We start from the raw sequence: 21,026 nt of genomic DNA, 5'->3' as shown, positions 1-21,026 counted from the left end.
TAGCCGTCCGGCGCCGTCACCACCCCATCGAACCCGGGATGCCCTTGTACGGGCCGAGCACGTTCGCCGTGATCCAGCCGCCGTAGAAGCCACCCGGCTGCGGCGTGACGACTTCCCCATCGACCGTGCACTCGTCCATCGCAGCGGCGTAGACCGCCACCCGGTCGCTCAGCGCCGCGTACCCCGGCGCGGGATGCGGATAGTTCCACGCGGCCTGTGCCCGCGTGATGCCGCCGCCGACCACGTCGAGATAGCGCGCGGCGCCCTTGAACTCGCAGAACGACGACCCCTCGGCATCCACGAGGGAGCCCGGCGCGAAGTCGGCGATCGGAAGGTAGTAGACGGGCGGGTGGCTCGTCTCGAGCACGCGCACGGCATCGTGGGTGTCGGCGATGAGCTGGCCGCCGAGACGGACGGTCACACGCACGGGCACCTGCTCGACGCGTGGCGGGCGCGGATAGTCCCAGACCGACTCCTGTCCGGGGCCGGGAACGTCGGGGCGGATCGATGCGGGAAGGCGAGGCACGCGCCCACTGTACGTCCGTCGGTGTTGACTGGGCGCATGACCGTCATGCCGATGTTCCCTCTCGGATCGGTGCTCTTTCCCCACACACCCCTGCCGCTGCGCGTCTTCGAGCCGCGCTACCTGCGCCTGATGGGCGAACTGCTCGACAGCGATGATCCGCAGTTCGGGGTCGTCCTCATCGACCGCGGGCACGAGACCGGCGGCGGCGACCAGCGCTCCGGCATCGGCACACTGGCCCGCCTGGTCGATGTCGCCGCCGGCGCCGATGCCCTCCAGGTGGTCGCCATCGGCACCGACCGCTTCACCGTCGACCGCTGGCTCGACGACGACCCGTACCCCCGGGCGGAGGTCTCGCTGCAGGAGCCGCTGGCCTGGAACGACGCGCTGACGCCGCTGCGCACCGAGGCCGAGGCCATCGTGCGCCGCGTGCTCGGCCGCTTTCCGGATGCCCCCTGGGGCGCGCACATCGAGCTGTCGTCCGATCCCGTCGCCGCCGCCTGGCAGGTCGCCGCGATCGCGCCCCTGGTCGAGTACGACCAGCAGCGCCTGCTGCGGGCAACGACCATGGGAGGGCTGCTTCAGCAGATCATCGATCTGACGCTCGAGGTCGACGAGATCTGGCCCGAGGGGTGAGTCCCCGCCTCAGTCGCGTGGCCAGGCCGCAGCGAGCTTCGTGAGCAGGCGGGCCAGCTCCGCACGCTCGTCCGCGTTGAAATCGCTCAACGCCGCGGTCAGATGCTCGCGGCGCCGGCCCCGGAACCCGCGCGCGAACTGCTCACCCACGGGCGTGAGAGCGATCCGGGTGCGACGGGCGTCGTCGGGGTCGGCTTCGCGCTGCACGAGGCCCATCTCGACGCTCTGCTGCACCAGCCGCGACGCCCGGGGTTGATCGACACCGATCGCCTCGCCCAGTTCGCTCACGCTCAGGGGGTGGGATGCCGCGTGCAGCGCCTCGATCAGACGCAGGCGCGCGGGACCGCCGCCCATCCGCATCGCGGGGCCGCCCTCCGGCGGAGCGGGCCAGTGCCCGCGGGGGCCGAACCCGTGCGGAGCGCCGCGATGGCCTCCGGCGCCACCGGGCCGGGGTCCCCGCCCGCGCAGCCGGCCGAGGGCCGCATCGATCGCGTCGAGGTCCGTGGCGGAGGAGGGGGAGTCGGCATCCGTCATCCCTCAAATTTACATGTCGCTTGACATGTTCTCAGACTGCATGTCACACTACATGCACATGCACTTTGACATGTAAATGAGATCGCCCGGCGATCACCCGATGAAAGGACCTCCCATGGAGACCCCCACCGACACCCCCGACAACACCCCCACCACCCCCGACCCTCGCGACTTCGTCCGCAGCGTCCGCGCGGTCGATCGCGCCCTCTGGCACGATCGCGCACGGGCCCTCGCCGCCGACGGCATCCGTCCGCGCGAGGCGCGCCTTCTGCGTGCCCTCACCTCCGAACAGGCGGCGGAACTGCTCACGCGCCTTCGCCAGCACCCGCATGGCGGCAAGGGCCTGCGTCGACTCGCCGAACGCGGCTGGATCGCCGAGACCGACGGCACCTGGTCGCTCACCGACGCGGGGCGCGACGCCGCGGACGGGCTGCGCCGGCACGCCGAGCAGTTCGACGCCCGCCTGCACGAGGCCGCGTCCGCGGAGGAGCTGGCCGCCGCCGGCGCCACCCTCGACGCCGTCGCCCGCGCGCTCGGCGCGCCGGACGACCTCGATGACGGCGACCACCCGCGCCACCGTCGTGGATTCGGCCCCCGCGGGCACCGCTTCGGCCCCCACCAGCACGGCTTCGCAGCCGGCGGACCGGGATTCGGACGCGGCATCCACCACCACGCCGGACCCGACGGCGAAGGATGTCGCGACCACTCACCCCGCCAGCGCGCCGCCGAGGGCGCCTACGAGCGCGGCTTCGCCGCCGGATTCAGCGCAGGGCGCTCCGCTGCGAGCGCCTGACCGCCTGCCCGCGGGCGCGCCGTCCCGAAGGCGATGCGCCCGCGGGGCGCCAGCGAGGTCAGCGCGGTCAGCGGGGCGGGCGGCGCCACCATCCCGGCATCCGTACGCCCTGCTCGTTGCCGTGTTCGACGTCGAGCCCGTAGTGCTCACCGACGTAGTCGACGAGCTGAGCACGCTGCGCACGGTCGTAGACCCGTCGCTCGCGCCGGAAGGCGATCACCGTCGACCAGCAGATGAGAAGCATCACGACGCTGAACGGCAGGGCGATCGTGACCGCCGCGGTCTGCAGCGCCGACAGCCCCCCGGCCAGCAGCAGGGCGACGGCCAGCACCGCCGTCGCGAGCGTGAAGAACACCCGCACCCACCGCTTCGGCTCGACGTCGCCGCCGGTGGCCAGCATGCCCATCACGAGCGCACCCGAGTCTGCCGAGGTGACGAAGAAGATGCCGATCAGCAGGATGGCGCCCACGGTCAGCACCGGTCCGGCCGGCAGGTGGGTGAACAGCTGGAAGAGTGCACCCTGCAGATCGACCGTGCCGTCGGCGGCGAGCATCGAGCCGGGCACGGTGAGCTCCTGGTACAGCGCCGAGCCTCCGAGAACGGCGAACCAGAGGATGCCGACGAGCGTGGGAACGATGAGCACGCCCAGCACGAACTCACGGACCGTCCGCCCCTTGCTCACCCGGGCGATGAAGATGCCGACGAAGGGCGCCCACGAGATCCACCAGCCCCAGTAGAACGACGTCCACGACGCCTGCCACTGCTCGCCGGCTGCGCCCTGGAAGGCGCTGACCGTGAAGCTCAGCCCGACGAAGTTCTGCAGGTAGGCGCCGATCGACTGCACCCACTCCCGCAGGAGGTACTCGGTGTGACCCGCGAAGAGGATGAACACGAGCAGCGCCGCGGCGAGGATCAGGTTGAAGCTCGACAGCCACTTCATGCCCTTGCCGACGCCCGACAGCACCGACAGCAGCACGAAGACCGTGATCACCCCGATGATCACGATCTGCATCGCGGTGTCGGGCGTACCGAGGCCCGCGCTGGACAGGCCCGCGCCGATCTGCATGACGCCCAGCCCCAGTGAGGTCGCGACACCGAAGACGGTGCCGACGAGAGCGAGGGTGTCGATCGCGTTTCCCCATGCCCCGCGCACGCGATGGCCGAGCAGCGGCTCCAGCGCCCAGCGGATCGAGATCGGACGGCGCCGGCGGTGGATCGCGTAGGCGAGGGCGACGCCGATCACGACGTAGATCGCCCACGCCTGCACACCCCAGTGCAGGTAGGTCTGGGTCAATGCGCTCTGCGCCAGCTGCGCGTCGGTGCCGGTGACGCCGGGACGCGGTGTGACGTAGTGGCTGAGCGGCTCGCTGACGCCGTAGAAGACGAGACCGATGCCCATCCCCGCCGCGAACAGCAGCGAGAACCAGGCTCCCAGGGAGAACTCGGGCTCGTCCTCGTCCTTGCCGAGTTTGATGTCGCCGAAGCGGCTGAAGCCCAGGACGAGCGCGAACGCGACGAAGAACGCGGCGATCAGGACGTAGTACCAGCTGAAGGTCCGGATGATCGCCCCCTGGATGGTGGCGAACGCGGCCTCCGCCGCTGCGGGGAAGAGCACCGCGAAGGCCGCGACGGCGACGATGATGACCGCGGCCGGCCAGAACACCCAGCGGGCGAGGGGACGAGGAGCGAGCGGGTCGGCGGCCGGGGCGATCTCGGTCATCGTTCCAGGGTAGCCAGGCCGGCGGCGACGACCGAGACCTGGCCTCCGCGCGGCCACTCTGCTAAAGCGACGGGCCCGCCCGTCGTGCGCTCAGGCGCCCCGCGACCCGGCGTCCGTCGCGCCGACATCGGTGCGGTGGAAGTTCTGGAACGACCGCGACGCGGTCGGGCCCCGCTGCCCGTGGTAGCGGTTGAGGTACGGGCCCGTTCCGTAAGGGTTCTCTGCCGCAGAGGACAGACGGAAGAAGCACAGCTGACCGATCTTCATCCCCGGCCACAGCTTGATCGGCAGCGTCGCGACGTTCGACAGCTCGAGGGTGACGTGACCGGAGAATCCGGGGTCGATGAAGCCCGCGGTCGAGTGCGTCAACAGTCCGAGGCGTCCGAGCGAGGACTTCCCCTCCAGGCGCGCGGCGATGTCGTCGGGCAGCGTCACCTGTTCGAACGTCGACCCGAGGACGAACTCGCCCGGGTGCAGGATGAACGGCTCGTCGGGGCGCACCTCGATGAGGTGGGTGAGATCGGGCTGGTCCTCGGCGGGATCGATGAAGGGGTACTTGTGGTTGTCGAACAGCCGGAAGTAGCGATCCAGACGCACGTCCACGCTTGACGGCTGCACCATCGCGGCATCCCACGGGTCGAGTCCGACGCGGCCGGAGGAGATCTCGGTGCGGATGTCGCGGTCACTGAGCAGCACGCGGCCAGCCTACTGGCCGCACGGCGACAGTGCGGCGCGCTCAGCGGTCGACGGATGCCGCGATCGCCAGCGCCGAACGCGACAGGAAGGCGACGATCTCACCGGCGGGCCGGTCGGATTCGAGCCCGAGCTCGATGAGCACGTCCTCGGCGAACGCGACCCAGGCGCGTGCGGCCACCGACAGCATGGGCGAGTCGGCGTGACCCAGCTCGTGGAACACGTCGACGATGCGGTGCGCGTTCTCGTCGCGGGCCTCGTCGACGAGTTGGCGGACGACGGGGTCGCCGCTGGCGACACCGCGCACCAGCGAATAGAAAGTGCCGCGATGCGCGCGCACGAAGGCGACGATCCGCTCGATCGTGTCGTCGAGGCGGGCGCGCGGAGCCAGCTCCGCGCGCGGGGCGGATGCCGCGATCAGCGCGTCGCGGGCGGTCGTGACCACCGCGGTGTGCAGGCCCTGCCGGGTGCCGAAGTAGTGGAACACCAGTGCGCGCGAGACATCCTCGCGCTCGGCGAGTGCCTCGATGGTCAGCTCGTCCAGCGGCTGCGACGCGAGGAACGCGACGCCCGAGGCGATCAGCTGGGCACGCCGATCCTCGCGCGACAGGCGCCGCCGCTGCTCGGTGGACATGTCCTCGACCCTACCGACGAGGTGGGCGCGGTCCCACGGGCACTTTTCGTGAGAGTTCTCTCACAGTGGCCCCTCTCTTATTGACTGATTGTCAATTGAGGCGCACAGTCGATGATCGAACGCGTCGGCAGCGGAGCCGGCGCCCCGGCATCCGGAGGATCGATGAGACTCTCGAACCCGACTCGCTCCCGCGCGGGACGCATCACCCTCGCCACCATTCCCGTCGTCCTCGCCTCCACGTTCCTCCTCGGCGGCGTCGCGCAGGGCGCCGTTCCGGTCTCCTTCGCCGTCTCCGGCAGCCAGTTCCAGATCAGCGCGTCCAAGCTCGAGGGCACCGGGTTCTCGCAGTACGCGGGCGTGACGCAAGACACGGCGGGCGGCTCGCACAACGTCGCGATCGCCAACATCGCGTCGGCGCAGCTCTACGATCTCTGCCAATCGGTGATCTCCGACACCCCGCTCGGCAAGGTGGGTGTGCTCATCACGGCCGGTGGCGGCGGCAACCCCGCCACCGCGAGCGACCTGCAGATCGGCATGACCGACCTCAAGGGCGATTCATCGTTCTCCAACATCCGCATCGGCGTCGACGCCTCCACCGTGAACACCGCGGCGAAGGGCTCGGCGGGAGACTTCGCCCAGGATGCCGACAGCGTCACGATCAACAACCTCCAGCAGATCTCGTGGAGCACGCAGGCTTCGGTCTTCACGCTCACCGGAATGTCGCTGAAGCTGACGGACGGGTCGAGCGGATGCTTCTGACACGCCGGGCCGCGCGCACCGCTGAGCCCACTGCCGAGTCCGCATCCGAGCCCGAGGACCGGACAGAGCCGGCGCCCGCGGCCGATCGACCTGCGCGCGCGTGGCGGAAGGATCGGCCGCTCGTAGGCGGCATCCTGCTCATCGTCGGCGGCCTCGCGATGTTCGGCTCGAGTCAGCTCGACTTCGGGCGGCTGCACATCCACCTCGGCATCGAGGGACTGCAGGCGGTCGTGATCCCGCTGCTGCTCATCGTGCTGGGCGCCCTCGTGATCGCCACGCCGGCGCACCGCATCCTGTACGGCGTGATCGCGCTGGCGACGAGCGTCTACTCGATCGTGGGGGTGAACCTCGGCGGGTTCCTGATCGGGTTCGTGCTGTCGGCGATCGGAGGCATCCTCGCGGTGTCGTGGATGCCGAGAGCCGCGCGCACCGCGGAGTCGGAGCCGACGGCTGAGGCGGATGCCGAGGAGGCGATCGTTTCCGACGAGGCGGTCACGCGATGACCACGCGGCGCGCTCGTTCCGCGCTGCTGGCAGCCGCGCTCCTCGCGCTCGTGCCGAGCGCCGTCGGTGCCGCAGCCCTCCCCGCGGCCGCCGCCGAGACCTCCGGCGCACGGCCCACTGAGTGGTGCATCCCGATCATCATGCCCTGCCACTCGTCGCCGTCCCCGACGCCCAGTCCGTCACCGTCGGCGAGCGCGTCGATTCCCGGCGTCCCGAGCCTGCCGACCATCCCCGGTCTTCCGGAGCCCGGGCAGCCCTCGCCGTCTCCGTCGCCGTCGGAAGGCACCACCCCGCCGGCGGTGGCGCCCGTCGCCGACCAGCAGGGTCCCGTGTTCACGCAGCCGTCGGCCCAGCTCGGGTCGAAGTCGCTGTCGTTCAGCGGGCTGCGCGGCATCTCGGTCGTGACCGTTCCCCTCGCAGACGGGTCACGGACGACGGCGCTGAAGCTCGAAGCCGACCGCATCACGATCTCCGGATTCAGCCTGACCGTCCGGCGCGACACCGGCCCCATCCTGACGACGACGGCCGACACGATGACCCTCGACGGGCACGTGGCCGTCTACATCAACTCGCTCAGCGCGACGCTTCCGGGCGGAAAGCTGCTCACGCTGGGCGCCGACACCCCGCCGCCCGCCGAAGGCCTCGACTCGATGTTCGGCGTGACCCTCGGCCTCGTCGGATCGACGGCCGATTCGATCACCTACACGAACACGGTGCAGCACCTGTCGGAGTGACGGGGAGTGCGGCGCCCGGCGCGCAGCGGGCGGTTCGCGACCGGGTGGTCAGGACTGGATGAACGCGAGGATGTCGGGGTTGATGACGTCCGCGTGCGTGGTCAGCATGCCGTGCGGGTAGCCCTCGTAGATCTTGAGGGTCGAGTTCTGCAGCAGCTCGTGCTGCAGAAGCGCCGCGGCCTTGTACGGCACGACCTGGTCGTCGTCACCCTGCAGCACGAGCACCGGCACCGTGATGGCCTTCAGGTCTTCGGTCTGGTCGGTCTCGGAGAACGCCTTGATGCCGAGGTAGTGGGCCTGCGCACTACCGGTCATTCCCTGCCGCCACCAGTTGTCGATGACGGGCTGGGACGGCGTGACACCCTCGCGGTTGAAGCCGTAGAAGGGTCCGGACGCCACCGCCTCGAAGAACTCGGCGCGGTTGGCGGCGAGCGCCTCGCGGAACCCGTCGAACACAGCCAGCGGGGTGCCCTCGGGGTTGCTGTCGCTCTGCAGCATGATCGGGGGCACCGCGGCGACGAGCACGGCCTTGGCGACGCGCCCCTGGGGCTCACCGTACTTCGCGACGTAGCGCGCGACCTGGCCGCCTCCCGTGGAGTGGCCGATGTGGACGGCGTTTCGCAGGTCGAGGTGCTCGACGACGGCGCTCACGTCACTGGCGTAGTGGTCCATGTCGTGACCGGTGCCGATCTGCGACGAGCGCCCGTGGCCGCGGCGGTCGGAGGCGACGACGCGGTAGCCCTTGTCGAGGAAGTAGAGCAGCTGCGCGTCCCAGTCGTCGGACGAGAGGGGCCAGCCGTGGTGGAAGACGATGGGCTGGGCGTCGGCGCTGCCCCAGTCCTTGTAGTAGATCTCCGCGCCGTCTTCGGTGGTGACGTAGGCCATGATCGGTCCTCCGGGTCGTGTGGATGGGTGCGCTCGATCTGAGCGTGTTCACGCTAACCGCGGCATCCACTGACCTGTTCCTACATCTGTACAGACGTTCGGGGCTGCGGCTTTCGTGGGTATGCTGGACGGGCACGGCCGTCAGGTCGTCACGGGGCTGTAGTTCAATGGCAGAACTTCTGCTTCCCAAGCAGACAGCGCGGGTTCGATTCCCGTCAGCCCCTCCACCGGCTCCCCCACCGGCCTCATAGGCTGGAAGCCATGAGTCTCATCGACCCGAAAGCCGCGGCCGCCGAACGGGATCGAAAGCTCGTCGGCTCCGGACGCGCACTGACCGCAACGATCCTCTGGGGACTCGCCGGGTTTGCCGCGGCGGCGATCGTCGGCTTCGGCATCGGCGGCTTCTTCGACCAAGTGCGCATCGTGTCGCTCAACAGCGTGTTCAGCACCTGGGACGGCGGCATCCCCGTCGCCGTCCGATCGACGGCGCTGCCGGTGGGCATCATCGGCAGCATCATCACGATGGGCGCCTACTCGGCGTGGAACCACCGCTACACGGGCCGGCGCACGTACTACGCCTTTCTCGGCCCGACATCGATCGTCCTTCTCGGCCTCGCGACCGGCGTGCTCCTCTCGCTGCCGATGTGGGCGACGCCGGATGCCGTGGGCGTCGCCGTCGACCCCGTCTTCCACGAGGACGAGGCCTGGGGCGTCGGCTCGTGGATCATGTACGCGGGCATCTGGTGGCTGCCGGGCATCTTCATCGCCCTGGGTCTCACGAGCATCATCGGCCGCCTGCGCGCCCAGCGCTTCCGCCGGCGCAACACCGACCTGGCCGCCGAACTCCTCGCCAGCGGCCGCCTCGTCGACGCGGAGGTCACCTCGTCGCCGCTGTTGTCGGCGGAGGCCATGACCGCCTCGCGCGCGGCCGTCTCCCTCACGTTCGCGTTCGACGACGGGCAGGGTGCACGGCGCTGGGTGACGTGCCTCGCCCTCCTGCCGCCACGCGAAGTACCCGCCGAGGGCGAGACGCGTCCGCTCGTGTTCGACCCCCGCACTCCGGCGGAGGCGAAGCGTATCTTCGTCTCGCCGACCGGCGATCTCGAGCCCTCGGCATTCGTCGCCGTGCGCGCCGCGTAACACCGTCGACCCCTCACACCCGGGCCGCCGGCCTCCCTGATGCGTTCGCATAGATTCTGCTATGTTTCGTGGGAGCGCTCTCTGAGAGCGCTCCCACGCGTCGCAAAGACGGCGGCGTCATCACAGAGCGAAGGAGCCTGCATGCATGCGAGAAGAGGGCGCCTCCGGCGCCTGACTGCCGTCCTCGTCGTCGGAGCCCTGATCGGAGGAGCCGCTGCCGCGCTTCCCGCAGCGGCGTCGGCGGTGGGCGTCGAGAACCTGGTACTCAACGGAGACATCGCCGCCACGACCGATCACTGGTGGTCGAGCGCGGGCTCCCTCACGACAGAAGACGGCGCCCTGCGCGCTGACTTCCCCGCCTCCACGAACCCCTGGGAGGTGATCGTGGGGCAGGGCGGCGTCGCGCTCGTCGCCGGCACCGAATACTCGTTCTCGGCCAAGGTCCGCGCCGACCGCACCGGAATCACGCTACGCACGCAGGTCGCGCCCACGACGCCCAACGCCACCTTCAGCACCTACACCGCGATCGAGACGCCGCTGACCGCCGACTGGCAGCAGGTGACCGCGACGTTCACGGCCGAGGACTTCGGGCAGGGCACCGCCTCCGACGTGCAGTTCCGTCTTGGTGGCAACGCCGCCGGCACGTTCTGGCTCGACGACGTCTCGATCGTCGCGACCGGCACCGGCGGTGGAGACGGCGGCGGCACCGGCCCCACCGAGCCCACCGAACCGACCGTCGGCACCGATCAGCTGCTGCCCAACCCCACCTTCGCGACGGGGACGAGCCCCTGGTGGACGGCCGGAGCGGTCACCCTCTCCAACCCCGATCAGCAGATGTGCGCCACTATCGGCGCCGACACCGCCAACGTGTGGGACCTGCTGCTCGGCCACAACGACATCCCGATGCCCGGCGACACCGCCTTCCGGCTGAGCTTCACGGCATCCGCCGTCGCCCCCGGCGGATCCCCCGCCACGCTGAACGCCTCGACGCAGGTCGGCACGTACTCCGGCCCCGACCAGGTGTCGTGGCTGCAGAAGTCGTTCGAGCTCACCGCCACGCCCACCACGCAGGCGTTCACCTTCACGACCACCGCGGCCGACACCTTCCACCTCGGGCAGATCCAGTTCCGCATCGGCGGGATGCCGAGCGGCACCGTCGTCTGCGTCGACGACGTCACCCTGACCGGAACGAAGTACACCTACCGCGCCGACACCGGCCCCGCCGTGAAGGTGAACCAGGTCGGCTACCTCACACGAGGGCCCAAGCGCGCGACGGTCGTCACCGAGGCCACCACGCCGTTGGAGTGGTCGTTGCAGGCGCCGGGCGGCGCGGTCGTCGCCACCGGCACGACCGCCCCTGCCGGCCTCGATCCGAGCGCGGGCACGAGCGTGCACACCGTCGATTTCAGCGGCGTGCAGGCCCCCGGCTCCGGGTACACCCTCCACGTCGGCGATCAGCAGAGCTTCCCGTTCGCCATCTCCGACGACGTGTTCCAGTCGCTGCGCGCAGACTCGCTGCGCTTCTTCTACACGAACCGGTCCGGCATCGCGATCGACGGCGCCATCGCCGGCGCCGAGTACGCGCGTCCGGCCGGTCACCTCGGCGTCGCTCCCAACCAGGGCGACACCGATGTGGCCTGCCTCGAGCCGCAGACCTGGTCGGACGGTTGGACGTGCACCGACCGCCACGACGTGAGCGGCGGCTGGTACGACGCGGGCGACCACGGCAAGTACGTCGTCAACGGCGGCATCGCCGTCGCGCAGCTGCTGTCGGCGTGGGAGCGCGCCAAGGCCGCCGGCACGACGGCATCCCTCGCCGACGGCACGCTCGCGGTGCCCGAGCACGGCAACGGCGTGCCCGACATCCTCGACGAGGCCCGGTGGGAGCTCGAGTGGATGCTGAAGATGCAGGTGCCGGCCGGCGACCCGCTCGCGGGCATGGCGTGGCACAAGGTGACCGACCGCAACTGGACCGGACTGCCGCTGCTGCCCGACCAGGACCCGCAGGAGCGCCTGCTGCACCGCCCGTCGACCGCGGCGACGCTCAACCTCGCCGCGGTCGCGGCACAGGGCTCGCGCCTGTTCGCCGAGTTCGACCCCGCGTTCGCGGCCCGGTTGCTCACCGCGGCCGAGACGGCGTACGAGGCGGCTCGCACCAACCCGGTGCTGCTCGCCCCGGCGGAAGACGGCACCGGCGGCGGCACGTACGACGACGACGACGTGACCGACGAGTTCTACTGGGCGGCCGCCGAGCTGTACCTCACGACGGGCGCGGGCGACTACCGCACCGACGTCGAGACGAACCCCCTGCACCTCGCGATGAACACCGATGCCGACATCTTCACCGCCGGCGGGTTCTTCTGGGGCGACGTTGCGGCGCTCGCGCGCCTGCAGCTCGCCCGCTTCGGGGCCGACCTGCCGGACATCGCGCAGATCCGCCAGTCGGTGGTGGATGCCGCCGACGCGCTCATCGCGGATCAGAAGGCGCAGCCGTTCGGTCAGCCCTACGCGCCGAAGGAGGGCCTCTACGACTGGGGATCCAACTCGGCCGTGCTCAACAACCAGGTCGTCATCGCGACGGCGTTCGACCTCACGCACCGGCCGCGCTACGCGGACGCCGTGATCGAAGGCTACGACTACCTGTTCGGGCGCAATGTGCTCGCACAGTCGTACATCACCGGCTACGGCACGAAGTACTCGCAGAACCAGCACAGCCGGTGGTACGCCCACGCGCTCGATCCGTCGCTGCCGCACCCGCCGAAGGGCACGGTGGCGGGTGGACCGAACTCCTCCATCCAGGACCCGGTGGCGGGCGCCCGGCTGCAAGGGTGCGCGGCGCAGGCGTGCTACGTCGACGACATCGGAGCGTGGTCGGTCAACGAGATCACCGTCAACTGGAACTCGGCACTCGCCTGGGTCGCCTCCTTCGTCGGCGATCTCGGTGACGGCTACGTCGCCGTGACCCCGATCGCACGCCCCGACACGGCCAGCGGCCCCGCGGGCGCACCGATCAGCATCGCACCGCTGGCGAACGACGAACCGGGCGATCCCGACGTCCCGTTCGACCCCGCCACCCTCACCCTCGCCGAATCGGAGGAGTTCGAGACGTTCGCCCGCGCGAGCGTCACCGCGGCGGATGCCGGGATCGTCCGCCGTATCACCGTGACCGGCGGCCGGTACGACCTCGTCGGCGACCGGATCGTCTTCACCCCCGACGCCGGCTACACGGGAAGCCCGGCTCCCGTGACCTATCGGGTGGCCGACACCCGTGGCACGGTCGTCTCCTCGACGTTCGCCCCCACCGTGACGGCGGTCGTGGACGGCGGGACCGATCCGGGCGCCGGGACGGGCACGGCAGGAACGGCCACGGGAACGACCGGGACGTCGGCGGCATTGGCGAGCACCGGGGGCGACGCCCGCCCCTGGACCGCCCTGGCGGGCATCGCCGTGCTGCTCATCGCCGCGGGCGCGGTGCTCCTGCGGCGCCGCCGCGCCTGAGCCGCCGCGACCCGGTGGGGTCGGGGACACGCTCCCCGGCCCCACCGACGTCGACGCGCCTGGTATCTTTCCCCGTGCCGCGCACCGCACGGGGGCGGCGATCGGGGGATCATGACGCACGACGCCGCTCCGCACCGCACACGCTGGGGCCTGCGACGGATGACAGCGCGCGACGCGGGCGAGCAACACCGCGCCGCCAGCCCGCTCGAGCTCTTCTTCGACCTGGTGTTCGTGGTCGCCGTGTCTCTGTCGTCCCAACAGCTGCACCACATGGAATCGCACGGCCACCTCGGCGCGGGGGTGGGCAGCTACCTCATGCTCTTCTTCGCCATCTGGTGGGCGTGGATGAACTTCACCTGGTTCGGCACCTCGTTCGCGGTGGACGACTGGGCCTACCGCGTGACGACCATCGTGCAGATGGCGGGAGTGCTCGTCCTGGCCAGCGGCAGCGCCGCCGCGATGGAACATCAGGACTTCACGATCGTCACTCTCGGCTACGTCATCATGCGGTTGGCGATGGTGGGGCAATGGCTGCGCGCGGCGGCATCCGTGCCCGAGTTCCGTCGCGTCTGCCTGCGCTACGCCGCCGGCATCACCGTCGTGCAGCTCGCATGGGTGCTGCGGCTGCTGCTCCCGCCGACGGCGGACCTCGTCGCGTTCTTCGTGCTGGTGGCGGCCGAGGTGCTCGTGCCGGTCTGGGCCGAGCATCGCGAACACGCGCCGTGGAACGCCCACCACATCACCGAGCGCTACAGCCTGTTCACCCTCATCCTCCTCGGCGAGTCGATCCTGGCCTCGGCGGGAGCCATCATCGCCGCGCTCCAGGAGCAGGAGCACCTGACCGAACTGATCGTCGTGTCGGCAGCGGGCCTCGTCATCGCCGCCGGCATGTGGTGGGTGTACTTCTCCCGCGAGCACACCGGACACATCCGCACCCTCGGCTCCTCGATCCGCTACGGCTACTTCCACTACGCGATCTTCGCCGCCGCCGGCGCCTTCTCGGCCGGCATCGAGATCGCGGTCGACGACATCGGTCATGAGGCGCACCTGTCGAGCATCGCCGCCCATGCGACCCTGACGGTTCCCGTGGTGCTCTTCGTCCTCGGCATCTGGGCACTGAACCTGCGCAGCCAGCTGACCGCGACCGGAAACACGATCCTGCTGCTCGGGGCCGCCGCGATCGTGGGCGCCACCTTCGCACCCTCGACACTCGGCATGCTGCTCACCGCCGCAGCAGGAACCGTGGCCGCGGTCGTCGCGGTCGAGACAGGACGACCCCAGGGGCAGGCCCGTCAGAGGCAGGTGTCGACGACGGTCTGATCGTCGAGCACGGCGACGATCCGCTCGGCCAGCGGCCAGTACGGGGCGTAGTGCGTCGGATCGCGATTGATCTGCACCCGATGGGCGACCTCCGTGGGCGCCGTCGCCGACCGCTCGGGCTCGGGCACCTTCTCGACCATGGCGCGGTAGAACAGGCTCGCCGCCGTGTAGGGGTCGAGCCGCTGCTCCCGCGTTCCCCAGCCGTCCTGCTGCTGGAAGAGACCGATCGAGGTCGTGCGTGAGCCGTCGGGGTTGGTCACCCCGCTCGTCTCCCAATCGCCGTAGTCGATGTTCTGCAGACTGGACTCCCCCAGCGCCGTCATCACTGCGATCGTCTGGTCGCGCGCAGGCAACCCCGCGTCGCGTCCGGCCGCCACGATGCTGCGCGCGTTGTCCAGCTGCTGCCGTCCGAATCCCTCCGCCTCCGCGCAGACCGCGGCATGACGGACGGCCTGACCGATCGCCACCCCCGCGACGCCGAGACCGGTGGCGAGCACCGCCACGACCGCCCACGCGAGTGCCCGGCGACGTCGCAGCTGACGTCGCCGCCGGGCGCTGAGGGCCGGACGGCGACGAACGGGCCGACGCCTCGTCGAGCCGCCGCGGCCGGATGTCGAGGAGCGCGAGGTCACCGCGGCATCCTGTCACGCGCGACTATCCGTCACCCGAACGTCGGCTGATCACCGCCCGCAGGGCTTCCGGCAGCGGGGAGGCTTTCGACTCAACCGATGGGCTCGACGGCAGCGCGAACACGGCGTCCAGCGGCGCGCACGGCTCCGATGGATGCCGCGATCACCATCACGATTCCCACGAGCTCGAGCCACGCCAGGTGCTGTCCGAGCAGCGCCCACCCGGCCAACGCCGCCACGGCCGGGGCGAGCGACATCAGGATGGCGAACGCCGCCGCCGGAAGCCGGCGCAGGGCGATCAGCTCGAACGCGTACGGCAGGGTCGACGACAGCAGGGCGACCGCAGCGCCGAGCCCGAGCATCTCCGGTCGCAGCAGCGCTGCGCCCGCCTGGACGATGCCGAACGGCAGCGACAGGAGGGCGCCGATGGCCATCGCGACGGCCAGACCGTCCAGGCGCGGGAACGCCGCGCCGACACGCGCCGACGCAAGGATGTAGATCGCCCAGCTCGCCGCGGCTGCGAGGGCGAACAGCACCCCGAGGACGTCGAGTCGATCCCATCCGCCGCCGGCAAGGGCGACGACGCCGACGAGCGCGATGCCGGCCCAGAGCCAGGACGAGCGACGTCGCCCCGCGATGATCGACAGCGTGAGCGGTCCGAGCACCTCGATCGTCACGGTCACTCCCAGCGGAAGCCGCTGCAGCGCGAGGTAGAACAACCCGTTCATCGTGCCGAGAACGACCCCGAACACGATGACGTCGCGCCACGCCCGCGCCGCGTGGCCGCGCAGCCGTGGCCGCGCGACGGCGAGGAGGATCAGCGCGGAGAACGCGAGGCGCAGCATCACCATGCCGAGCGGGCCGACGTGCGGAAAGAGCGTGACCGCGATCGCGGCGCCGCCCTCCTGACACACGAGGCCGGCAACGACGAGGCCGACCGCGCCCGGCGCCCCCGAAGTAGGTGGTCGCGCGGCGCTCATCGGCGGCTCACGCGGCGCTCGGACTCACGGGATCGGGCAGACCGCGGCGGCCGTCACCTGCGCGGCCATGTCCTCCGCCGTCCAGGGCAGCCCCGCTTGCGGGGCGGTGCGTCCCGCCGCCGCCGGCGCCTTCGACGCGATGGCAGCGAGCTCCCAGGCGAGACTGCGGACGAGGTCGGCCGACGCCCGCGAGTTGTTCAAGGTGACGACGACGCTCATGCCGGTCGTGCGGTCGGCGAACGCCGCCGTCAGCGCGCCGGGGACCGAGCCGTACTGCCCGATGAGGCTGCCGGCTTGGTAGCTCCCTCCGCGCGCCGTGAACCATGACGGGCCGTTCGCCACCGCCGGCAGCGGGTTCTCGAAGCGGCCGGGGGCGTCGTAGGGACGCAGCCCCATCGCCAGCGCCTGCACGTATCGGCCCATATCGGCGAGGTCGCTGATGACCCCGGATGCCGTGAAGCCGGCGCTCGAGGACAAGCCGACGATCGGGGTCGGCGCGGTGCACGCGGCGCTGCCATCGGCAGCGTTTCCCGTCCACAGACCGTTCAGCTCGGCGGTGCCGTTGTCGGGAAGTGACGTGGAGGTCATGCCGTTCGGACCGAACACGTACTGCTGATAGAGCTGCGCCGCCGTCTTGCTGGTCGCGCGCTCGAGGGCGAACCCGAGCAGCACGTAACCGGTGTCGGAGTCGGCGAACACGGTGCCCGGCTGCACGTTCGATGCCTGGGACATTCCGAAAGCCATCAGCTCCCGCGGTGTCCAGACGCGGGAGGGTGTCGCGCGCATGCGCGCGTCGACGGTCGGATCGTACGCGCCGATACCCGATGTCGAATCGCAGAGCTGACCGAGCGTCAGGCCGTCCCGAGCACCCTGATCGCCCAAACCCGTCACGTATTTGCCGACCGGGTCGTCCAACGAGACCACGCCGTCGTGGACGAGGCCGTAGAGCACGTCACAGGTCATCGACCGGGTGACGGCACCGGCATGGAAGGTCATGGAGTCGTTCACCGCGGCGCCGCCGGGAGCGACCGTGCCGACGCCCGCGTCCCAGACACCTGCCCACGGAACGCGCACGCCGACGATCGCGCCCGATGCGCCCGATGCGGCCACGGCGCGCTCGACGGCCGTCTGCAGCTGGGCCTGAACATCGCCACCGATGGCGGCATCCACCTGGTCCGGCAACGGCAACGACACCGTTTGGCTCGACGAGCACGCAGCCAGCGCGAGCGCCAGCGCGAGCGTACCGGCCATCGCCGCAAGACGCCGCGATCGACGAAGAGCCCGCATACTCACCCCCTGGTCAGTCCTCTCAGCGTAGATCACGATGCGCATACGACCCGACCGCCGTGACGCTCCTGTGACGATTGCGTCGCGGGGCCATTGCCCCGGGAGGCGGGCTGCGGCGCCGGGCGGACCCGCCCCTAAGGTGGGTGCCATGGCGCACACCTTCGACGACGACACTCTGACCGGCGTTCTCGGCCACATGAACGACGACCACTCCGACGACAACCTGCTCATCGCGCGGGCATTCTCCCCCGATGCCGATGTCGTCGCCTCCGAGATGGTCACGTTCGACGGCGAGGCCGGCCATTGGCATGTCACTCGCGCCGACGGTGGTGACGACGTCATCCGCATCCCCTGGCCTGGCGGCCAGATCAGCGAGCGACGGGACGTGCGCCGCGAGATCGTCGCCCTGTACGACGAGGCGTGCGCGCGCCTAGGGATCACGCCTCGGCCGCACGGATAGTCGGGGCGGACCGGGCGCTCAGCGATCCCGCAGGCAACCTTCAGTTTAGGTGAGCCTTAGTTTCAACTACACTGACGGTTGTGACCCAGCCGATCCCGTTCTCCACCGCCCTGCGCGAGCGTTCGCGTACCGCCCACTCCGGCAGCGAGCACGCCGGATTCATGGACGATCTGATGCGCGGTCGCGGCACGCGCGACGACTACGTCGCGCTCGTCGCACAGCACTGGTTCATCTACGAGGCACTCGAGGCCGCCGCCGAGACCATGCGAGACGATCCGATCGCGGCACCGTTCATCAGCGAGAAGCTCACGCGCCTGCCCGCGATCGAGTCCGACCTCGCCTTCCTGATCGGCGACGACTGGCGCGAACGGATCGCGCCGCTTCCGACGACCACCCGCTACGTCGAGCGCATCCGAGAAGTCGGCGCGAGCTGGCCGGGCGGCTTCGTTGCCCACCACTACACCCGGTATCTCGGCGACCTGTCCGGAGGCCTGTTCATCGGAAAGCTGATGGCACGCCAGTTCGGCTTCGAGACGAACGGCATCGGCTTCTACCTCTTCGACGAGATCGCCGACCCCGCCGCCTTCAAGGACGTCTACCGCGAGCAGCTCGACGCCGTCGCCTGGGATGCCGCGGAGCGCGAGCGCGTCATCGACGAGGTGCTCGCCGCGTACCAGTTCAACACCGACCTCTTCGTCGATCTCGCCACCGCCAAGGCCGCCGCCGCGGCATCCGCCTGACCCCGCGTTTCACCCGAGGGTCAGAAGCCGGCGGCGCGGACCCCGGCCATGAACCGGCGGACGTCGGCATCCACGAGGATGTCGCTCGGGCGCAGCGGGCGCGACAGGTAGAGGCCGTCGAGCGAGGTCAGCCGTGACAGCGCCACGTAGGTCTGCCCCGGCGCGAACGCCCCCGAGCCCAGGTCGATGACGGCGCGGTCGTACGTCTTGCCCTGCGACTTGTGGATCGTCACCGCCCATGCCAGTCGCAGCGGGAACTGAGTGAACTCGGCCACGATCTCGCGGGTGAGCTTTCGCGACCCGGGATCGTACGCGTAGCGGAACCTCTCCCAGACGGCCGGCTCGACGTCGACCTCCTCGCCGTCGAGCTCGACGCGCACCGTGCCTCCGGCGATGCGCGTGACGGTGCCGATCGAGCCGTTCACCCACCGCGGGCCGTCCCCACGACCGCCCACATCGTTGCGGAGGAACATGACCTGCGCGCCGACCTTGAGCTGCAGCTCGGTGTCGGCGGGGTACGACGCCTCACCGCGCCCGAAGTCGCCACTGACGTCGGCGCGCGCCGTCTGAACCGGACCGGGCAGGGCGTCGAGATGACGCTGGTTGATGCGCGAGACGATGTCGTTGCGCGTCGCGAGCGTGATGATCGGAGGCTCGCCCTCGACCGGCTCGGGCACCGGGCGTGCTCCCGCCGCGTTCAGCATGCCCGCGATCTCTGCGGTCACCACCCCGTGGCGCACGGCGTTCAGCATCGCCTTGAACCCGTCGTCGGCCTGGCGATGGATCTGACGCAGTTCGCGGATGTGCAGCGGCGCCCCGACCCGGCCGAGGTCGAGCAACCCGTTGGAACGGATCGCGGAGCCGTCCGTCGACGGGCCCGCCCACACCTGCGCGTCGAAGAACCAGAACGACCGGTAGTGGTCCTGGATGTAGCGCAGCTCGTCACCGCGCGGCGGCACGGGCGAGAGCTGGTAGGGGTCGCCGAACATGATGATCTGCACGCCGCCGAAGGGTTCGGAGCGCCGCCCCCGCGCCTGACGCAGTGAGCGGTCGATGGCATCCATCAGATCGGCGTTGACCATCGACACCTCATCGATCACGAGGGTGTCTATCGCTTTGAGCACGCGACGCGCAGGCTCGGACTGCTCGAGCTCGCTGTCGGCGATGAGTCCGATCGGCAGCCGGAAGAGGGAGTGGATCGTCTGCCCCTCGACGTTCAGGGCGGCCACTCCTGTCGGGGCGCAGACGGCGATCTGCTTCTCGGTGTTCCAGGCGAGGTGCTGGAGGAGGGTGGACTTCCCCGTTCCCGCGCGCCCGGTCACGAACACGTGCTCCCGCGTGTCCTCGATGAGGCGGAAGAGCTCCTCCTGCTCGGCGGAGAGGGAGGGGATGGTCACCGGATCCATGCTAGCCATCAGGAAGGGTTTCCTAGACTGGAGCTGTGGACGGGGTGGTGGGTGAGCAGGCGCGCGCCGCAGAGGCGGGTACGGATGCCGCGACGCGCCGATCCCCGGCCCGTCGCAGAAGCCGCCGGCTGGCGCTCGACCTGGCCGCCCTGTCCGTCGTCGGGCTGCTCCTGGTCGGCGCGATCGGGGCGGCGACGGTCACGGTGTACCGCGACCTGTACAGCCCCGGCGCTTTCGTCACGCGCTATCTCAGCCTGCTCAGCGAGGGGCGGGTCCCCGAAGCGCTCGCCCTGCCCGGGGTTCCGATCGCATCCTCCGATCTCACGGATGCCGGGCTTCCCGGCGACGCGAGCGAAGCGCTCTTGCGCCGCGCGGCGCTCGCTCCGCTCAGCGACATCCGTGTGGTGGGCGAGCAGGCGTCCGACGGCGTCGAGCTCGTGACGGTGTCGTACCAGGCCGGCCCGCACGCCGGGACCTCCACGTTCCGCGTGGAGCGGGCGGGATGGGTCGGACTGGCACCCACCTGGCGATTCGCGCAGAGCCCGCTGGCGGTGATCGATCTGACCCTGCGCGGTGCGACCGCCTTCTCCGTGAACGGGTTCGCGGTCGACACCCGCCAGGTCTCGCCCGACGGCACGAAGGCCGATCCTCTGGCACCGGTCGCGTTGCTCGTGTTCTCGCCCGGCCTCTACTCGATCTCCGTCGACACGCCGGTCTCGTCCAGCCCGGGGGTGGCGGTTCTCTCCGATACGCCCCAGGCCGAGGTGCCCGTGGACATCCAGACTCAGCCGACCTCCACCTTCGTCGACGTCGTGCAGGAACGTGTGGAGTCGTTCCTCACCGCGTGCACGACGCAGCAGGTGCTGCAGCCCACCGGCTGCCCCTTCGGTCTGCAGGTACGCAACCGCATCCTCGAGCCGCCCGTGTGGTCGATGGTCACCCCGCCCAAGATCGCCCTGCAGCCCGACGGCGCCGGATGGTCGATCGTCCCCGCGGATGCCGCGGCGCACGTGGTCGTCGACATCAAGTCGATCTTCGACGGCACGGTGACCCACGTCGACGAGGATGTGCCGTTCCGGGTCGGCGGCACGATCACGATGCTGCCCGACGGCACCGCCTCGATTCAGGTGCAGTCCGCCGGTTGACCCCGAC

At 70.4% G+C, this 21,026-nt stretch carries 21 protein-coding genes and 1 tRNA gene; 12 read left to right on the top strand and 10 right to left on the bottom strand.

The window, feature by feature from the left end:
• Positions 1-16 precede the first annotated feature (16 nt).
• Positions 17-526, bottom strand: a complete 510-nt coding sequence (locus ACT53O_RS12515; RefSeq protein WP_476152743.1) for a DUF427 domain-containing protein — start codon at positions 524-526, stop codon at positions 17-19.
• 36 nt (positions 527-562) lie between these two features.
• Between ACT53O_RS12515 and ACT53O_RS12510 the strand changes: the two genes are divergently transcribed.
• Entirely contained in the window at positions 563-1,159 is a 597-nt protein-coding gene (locus tag ACT53O_RS12510) for an LON peptidase substrate-binding domain-containing protein (protein ID WP_036320217.1), read from the top strand.
• A gap of 9 nt (positions 1,160-1,168) precedes the next feature.
• On the opposite strand, the gene ACT53O_RS12505 is transcribed toward ACT53O_RS12510, so the two are convergent.
• On the bottom strand, positions 1,169-1,693 hold the full coding sequence (locus ACT53O_RS12505) for a MarR family winged helix-turn-helix transcriptional regulator (protein WP_476152741.1): 525 nt from the start codon (positions 1,691-1,693) through the stop codon (positions 1,169-1,171).
• A gap of 115 nt (positions 1,694-1,808) precedes the next feature.
• Here ACT53O_RS12505 and ACT53O_RS12500 point away from each other — a divergent pair, with 115 nt between their 5' ends.
• Positions 1,809-2,486: a hypothetical protein gene (locus ACT53O_RS12500; RefSeq protein WP_476152739.1), complete on the top strand. Its 678-nt coding sequence runs from the start codon at positions 1,809-1,811 to the stop codon at positions 2,484-2,486.
• A gap of 67 nt (positions 2,487-2,553) precedes the next feature.
• On the opposite strand, the gene ACT53O_RS12495 is transcribed toward ACT53O_RS12500, so the two are convergent.
• From ACT53O_RS12495 to ACT53O_RS12485, 3 genes are all read right to left on the bottom strand, one after another.
• A complete protein-coding gene (locus tag ACT53O_RS12495) occupies positions 2,554-4,206 on the bottom strand; it encodes a BCCT family transporter (protein ID WP_476152737.1) in 1,653 nt (550 codons plus the stop codon).
• A gap of 90 nt (positions 4,207-4,296) precedes the next feature.
• The gene (gene dcd / locus ACT53O_RS12490) at positions 4,297-4,902 is read right to left on the bottom strand and encodes a dCTP deaminase (RefSeq protein WP_036320211.1); all 606 of its coding nucleotides are present in this window, start codon (positions 4,900-4,902) and stop codon (positions 4,297-4,299) included.
• Between the two features lie 40 nt (positions 4,903-4,942).
• Entirely contained in the window at positions 4,943-5,533 is a 591-nt protein-coding gene (locus tag ACT53O_RS12485) for a TetR/AcrR family transcriptional regulator (protein WP_036320209.1), read from the bottom strand.
• Positions 5,534-5,695: 162 nt separating this feature from the next.
• Here ACT53O_RS12485 and ACT53O_RS12480 point away from each other — a divergent pair, with 162 nt between their 5' ends.
• Genes ACT53O_RS12480 through ACT53O_RS12470 form a run of 3 tightly spaced genes read left to right on the top strand, consistent with a single transcriptional unit; the run spans position 5,696 to position 7,529 of the window.
• Positions 5,696-6,292 carry a DUF6230 family protein gene (locus tag ACT53O_RS12480; RefSeq protein ID WP_016464019.1) on the top strand — a complete coding sequence of 199 codons (597 nt, stop codon included), beginning with the start codon at positions 5,696-5,698 and terminating at the stop codon, positions 6,290-6,292.
• A complete protein-coding gene (locus ACT53O_RS12475; RefSeq protein ID WP_476152734.1) occupies positions 6,283-6,795 on the top strand; it encodes a DUF6114 domain-containing protein in 513 nt (170 codons plus the stop codon). The genes ACT53O_RS12480 and ACT53O_RS12475 overlap by 10 nt, the downstream gene beginning before the upstream one ends.
• A complete protein-coding gene (locus ACT53O_RS12470) occupies positions 6,792-7,529 on the top strand; it encodes a hypothetical protein (protein ID WP_476152732.1) in 738 nt (245 codons plus the stop codon). Before ACT53O_RS12475 ends, ACT53O_RS12470 begins: the two co-directional genes overlap by 4 nt.
• 48 nt (positions 7,530-7,577) lie before the next feature.
• Here the strand turns inward: ACT53O_RS12470 and ACT53O_RS12465 are convergent, their stop codons facing one another.
• Complete coding sequence (locus tag ACT53O_RS12465) at positions 7,578-8,414, bottom strand: alpha/beta fold hydrolase (protein ID WP_112932033.1); 837 nt, start codon at positions 8,412-8,414, stop codon at positions 7,578-7,580.
• Positions 8,415-8,567: 153 nt separating this feature from the next.
• Here ACT53O_RS12465 and ACT53O_RS12460 point away from each other — a divergent pair.
• The 4 genes from ACT53O_RS12460 (at position 8,568) to ACT53O_RS12445 (ending at position 14,372) form a co-directional block, all read left to right on the top strand.
• Positions 8,568-8,641: transfer RNA gene (locus tag ACT53O_RS12460), tRNA-Gly, on the top strand.
• A gap of 34 nt (positions 8,642-8,675) precedes the next feature.
• Complete coding sequence (locus tag ACT53O_RS12455; protein WP_476152730.1) at positions 8,676-9,554, top strand: hypothetical protein; 879 nt, start codon at positions 8,676-8,678, stop codon at positions 9,552-9,554.
• 141 nt (positions 9,555-9,695) lie between these two features.
• Positions 9,696-13,052: a glycoside hydrolase family 9 protein gene (locus tag ACT53O_RS12450; protein ID WP_476152728.1), complete on the top strand. Its 3,357-nt coding sequence runs from the start codon at positions 9,696-9,698 to the stop codon at positions 13,050-13,052.
• Between the two features lie 159 nt (positions 13,053-13,211).
• Positions 13,212-14,372 carry a low temperature requirement protein A gene (locus ACT53O_RS12445; RefSeq protein WP_476153163.1) on the top strand — a complete coding sequence of 387 codons (1,161 nt, stop codon included), beginning with the start codon at positions 13,212-13,214 and terminating at the stop codon, positions 14,370-14,372.
• Here the strand turns inward: ACT53O_RS12445 and ACT53O_RS12440 are convergent.
• The 3 genes from ACT53O_RS12440 to ACT53O_RS12430 all read right to left on the bottom strand — a co-directional run bounded on the left by ACT53O_RS12440 (position 14,345) and on the right by ACT53O_RS12430 (position 17,268).
• On the bottom strand, positions 14,345-15,004 hold the full coding sequence (locus tag ACT53O_RS12440) for a peptidase M23 (protein ID WP_239498488.1): 660 nt from the start codon (positions 15,002-15,004) through the stop codon (positions 14,345-14,347). The two genes, ACT53O_RS12445 and ACT53O_RS12440, sit on opposite strands and share 28 nt — an antisense overlap.
• Positions 15,005-15,093: 89 nt before the next feature.
• On the bottom strand, positions 15,094-15,981 hold the full coding sequence (locus ACT53O_RS12435) for an EamA family transporter (RefSeq protein WP_476152726.1): 888 nt from the start codon (positions 15,979-15,981) through the stop codon (positions 15,094-15,096).
• A gap of 24 nt (positions 15,982-16,005) precedes the next feature.
• Positions 16,006-17,268: a serine hydrolase domain-containing protein gene (locus ACT53O_RS12430; RefSeq protein WP_476152724.1), complete on the bottom strand. Its 1,263-nt coding sequence runs from the start codon at positions 17,266-17,268 to the stop codon at positions 16,006-16,008.
• A 148-nt stretch (positions 17,269-17,416) separates the two neighbouring features.
• Here ACT53O_RS12430 and ACT53O_RS12425 point away from each other — a divergent pair, with 148 nt between their 5' ends.
• A complete protein-coding gene (locus tag ACT53O_RS12425) occupies positions 17,417-17,728 on the top strand; it encodes a DUF2470 domain-containing protein (RefSeq protein WP_476152722.1) in 312 nt (103 codons plus the stop codon).
• Positions 17,729-17,808: 80 nt separating this feature from the next.
• Positions 17,809-18,468 carry a biliverdin-producing heme oxygenase gene (locus ACT53O_RS12420; protein ID WP_112932038.1) on the top strand — a complete coding sequence of 220 codons (660 nt, stop codon included), beginning with the start codon at positions 17,809-17,811 and terminating at the stop codon, positions 18,466-18,468.
• A 20-nt stretch (positions 18,469-18,488) separates the two neighbouring features.
• Here ACT53O_RS12420 and ACT53O_RS12415 read toward each other — a convergent pair whose 3' ends face one another.
• Positions 18,489-19,874 carry an ATP-dependent DNA helicase gene (locus ACT53O_RS12415; RefSeq protein WP_476153161.1) on the bottom strand — a complete coding sequence of 462 codons (1,386 nt, stop codon included), beginning with the start codon at positions 19,872-19,874 and terminating at the stop codon, positions 18,489-18,491.
• A gap of 47 nt (positions 19,875-19,921) precedes the next feature.
• Here ACT53O_RS12415 and ACT53O_RS12410 point away from each other — a divergent pair, with 47 nt between their 5' ends.
• Positions 19,922-21,019 carry a hypothetical protein gene (locus ACT53O_RS12410; RefSeq protein WP_476153159.1) on the top strand — a complete coding sequence of 366 codons (1,098 nt, stop codon included), beginning with the start codon at positions 19,922-19,924 and terminating at the stop codon, positions 21,017-21,019.
• Positions 21,020-21,026 lie beyond the last annotated feature (7 nt).

It is taken from the genome of Microbacterium sp. DMC48, assembly GCF_056313825.1.
The sequence above is the reverse complement of the archived record's forward strand: the minus strand, read 5'-3'. Positions and strand labels throughout refer to the sequence as shown.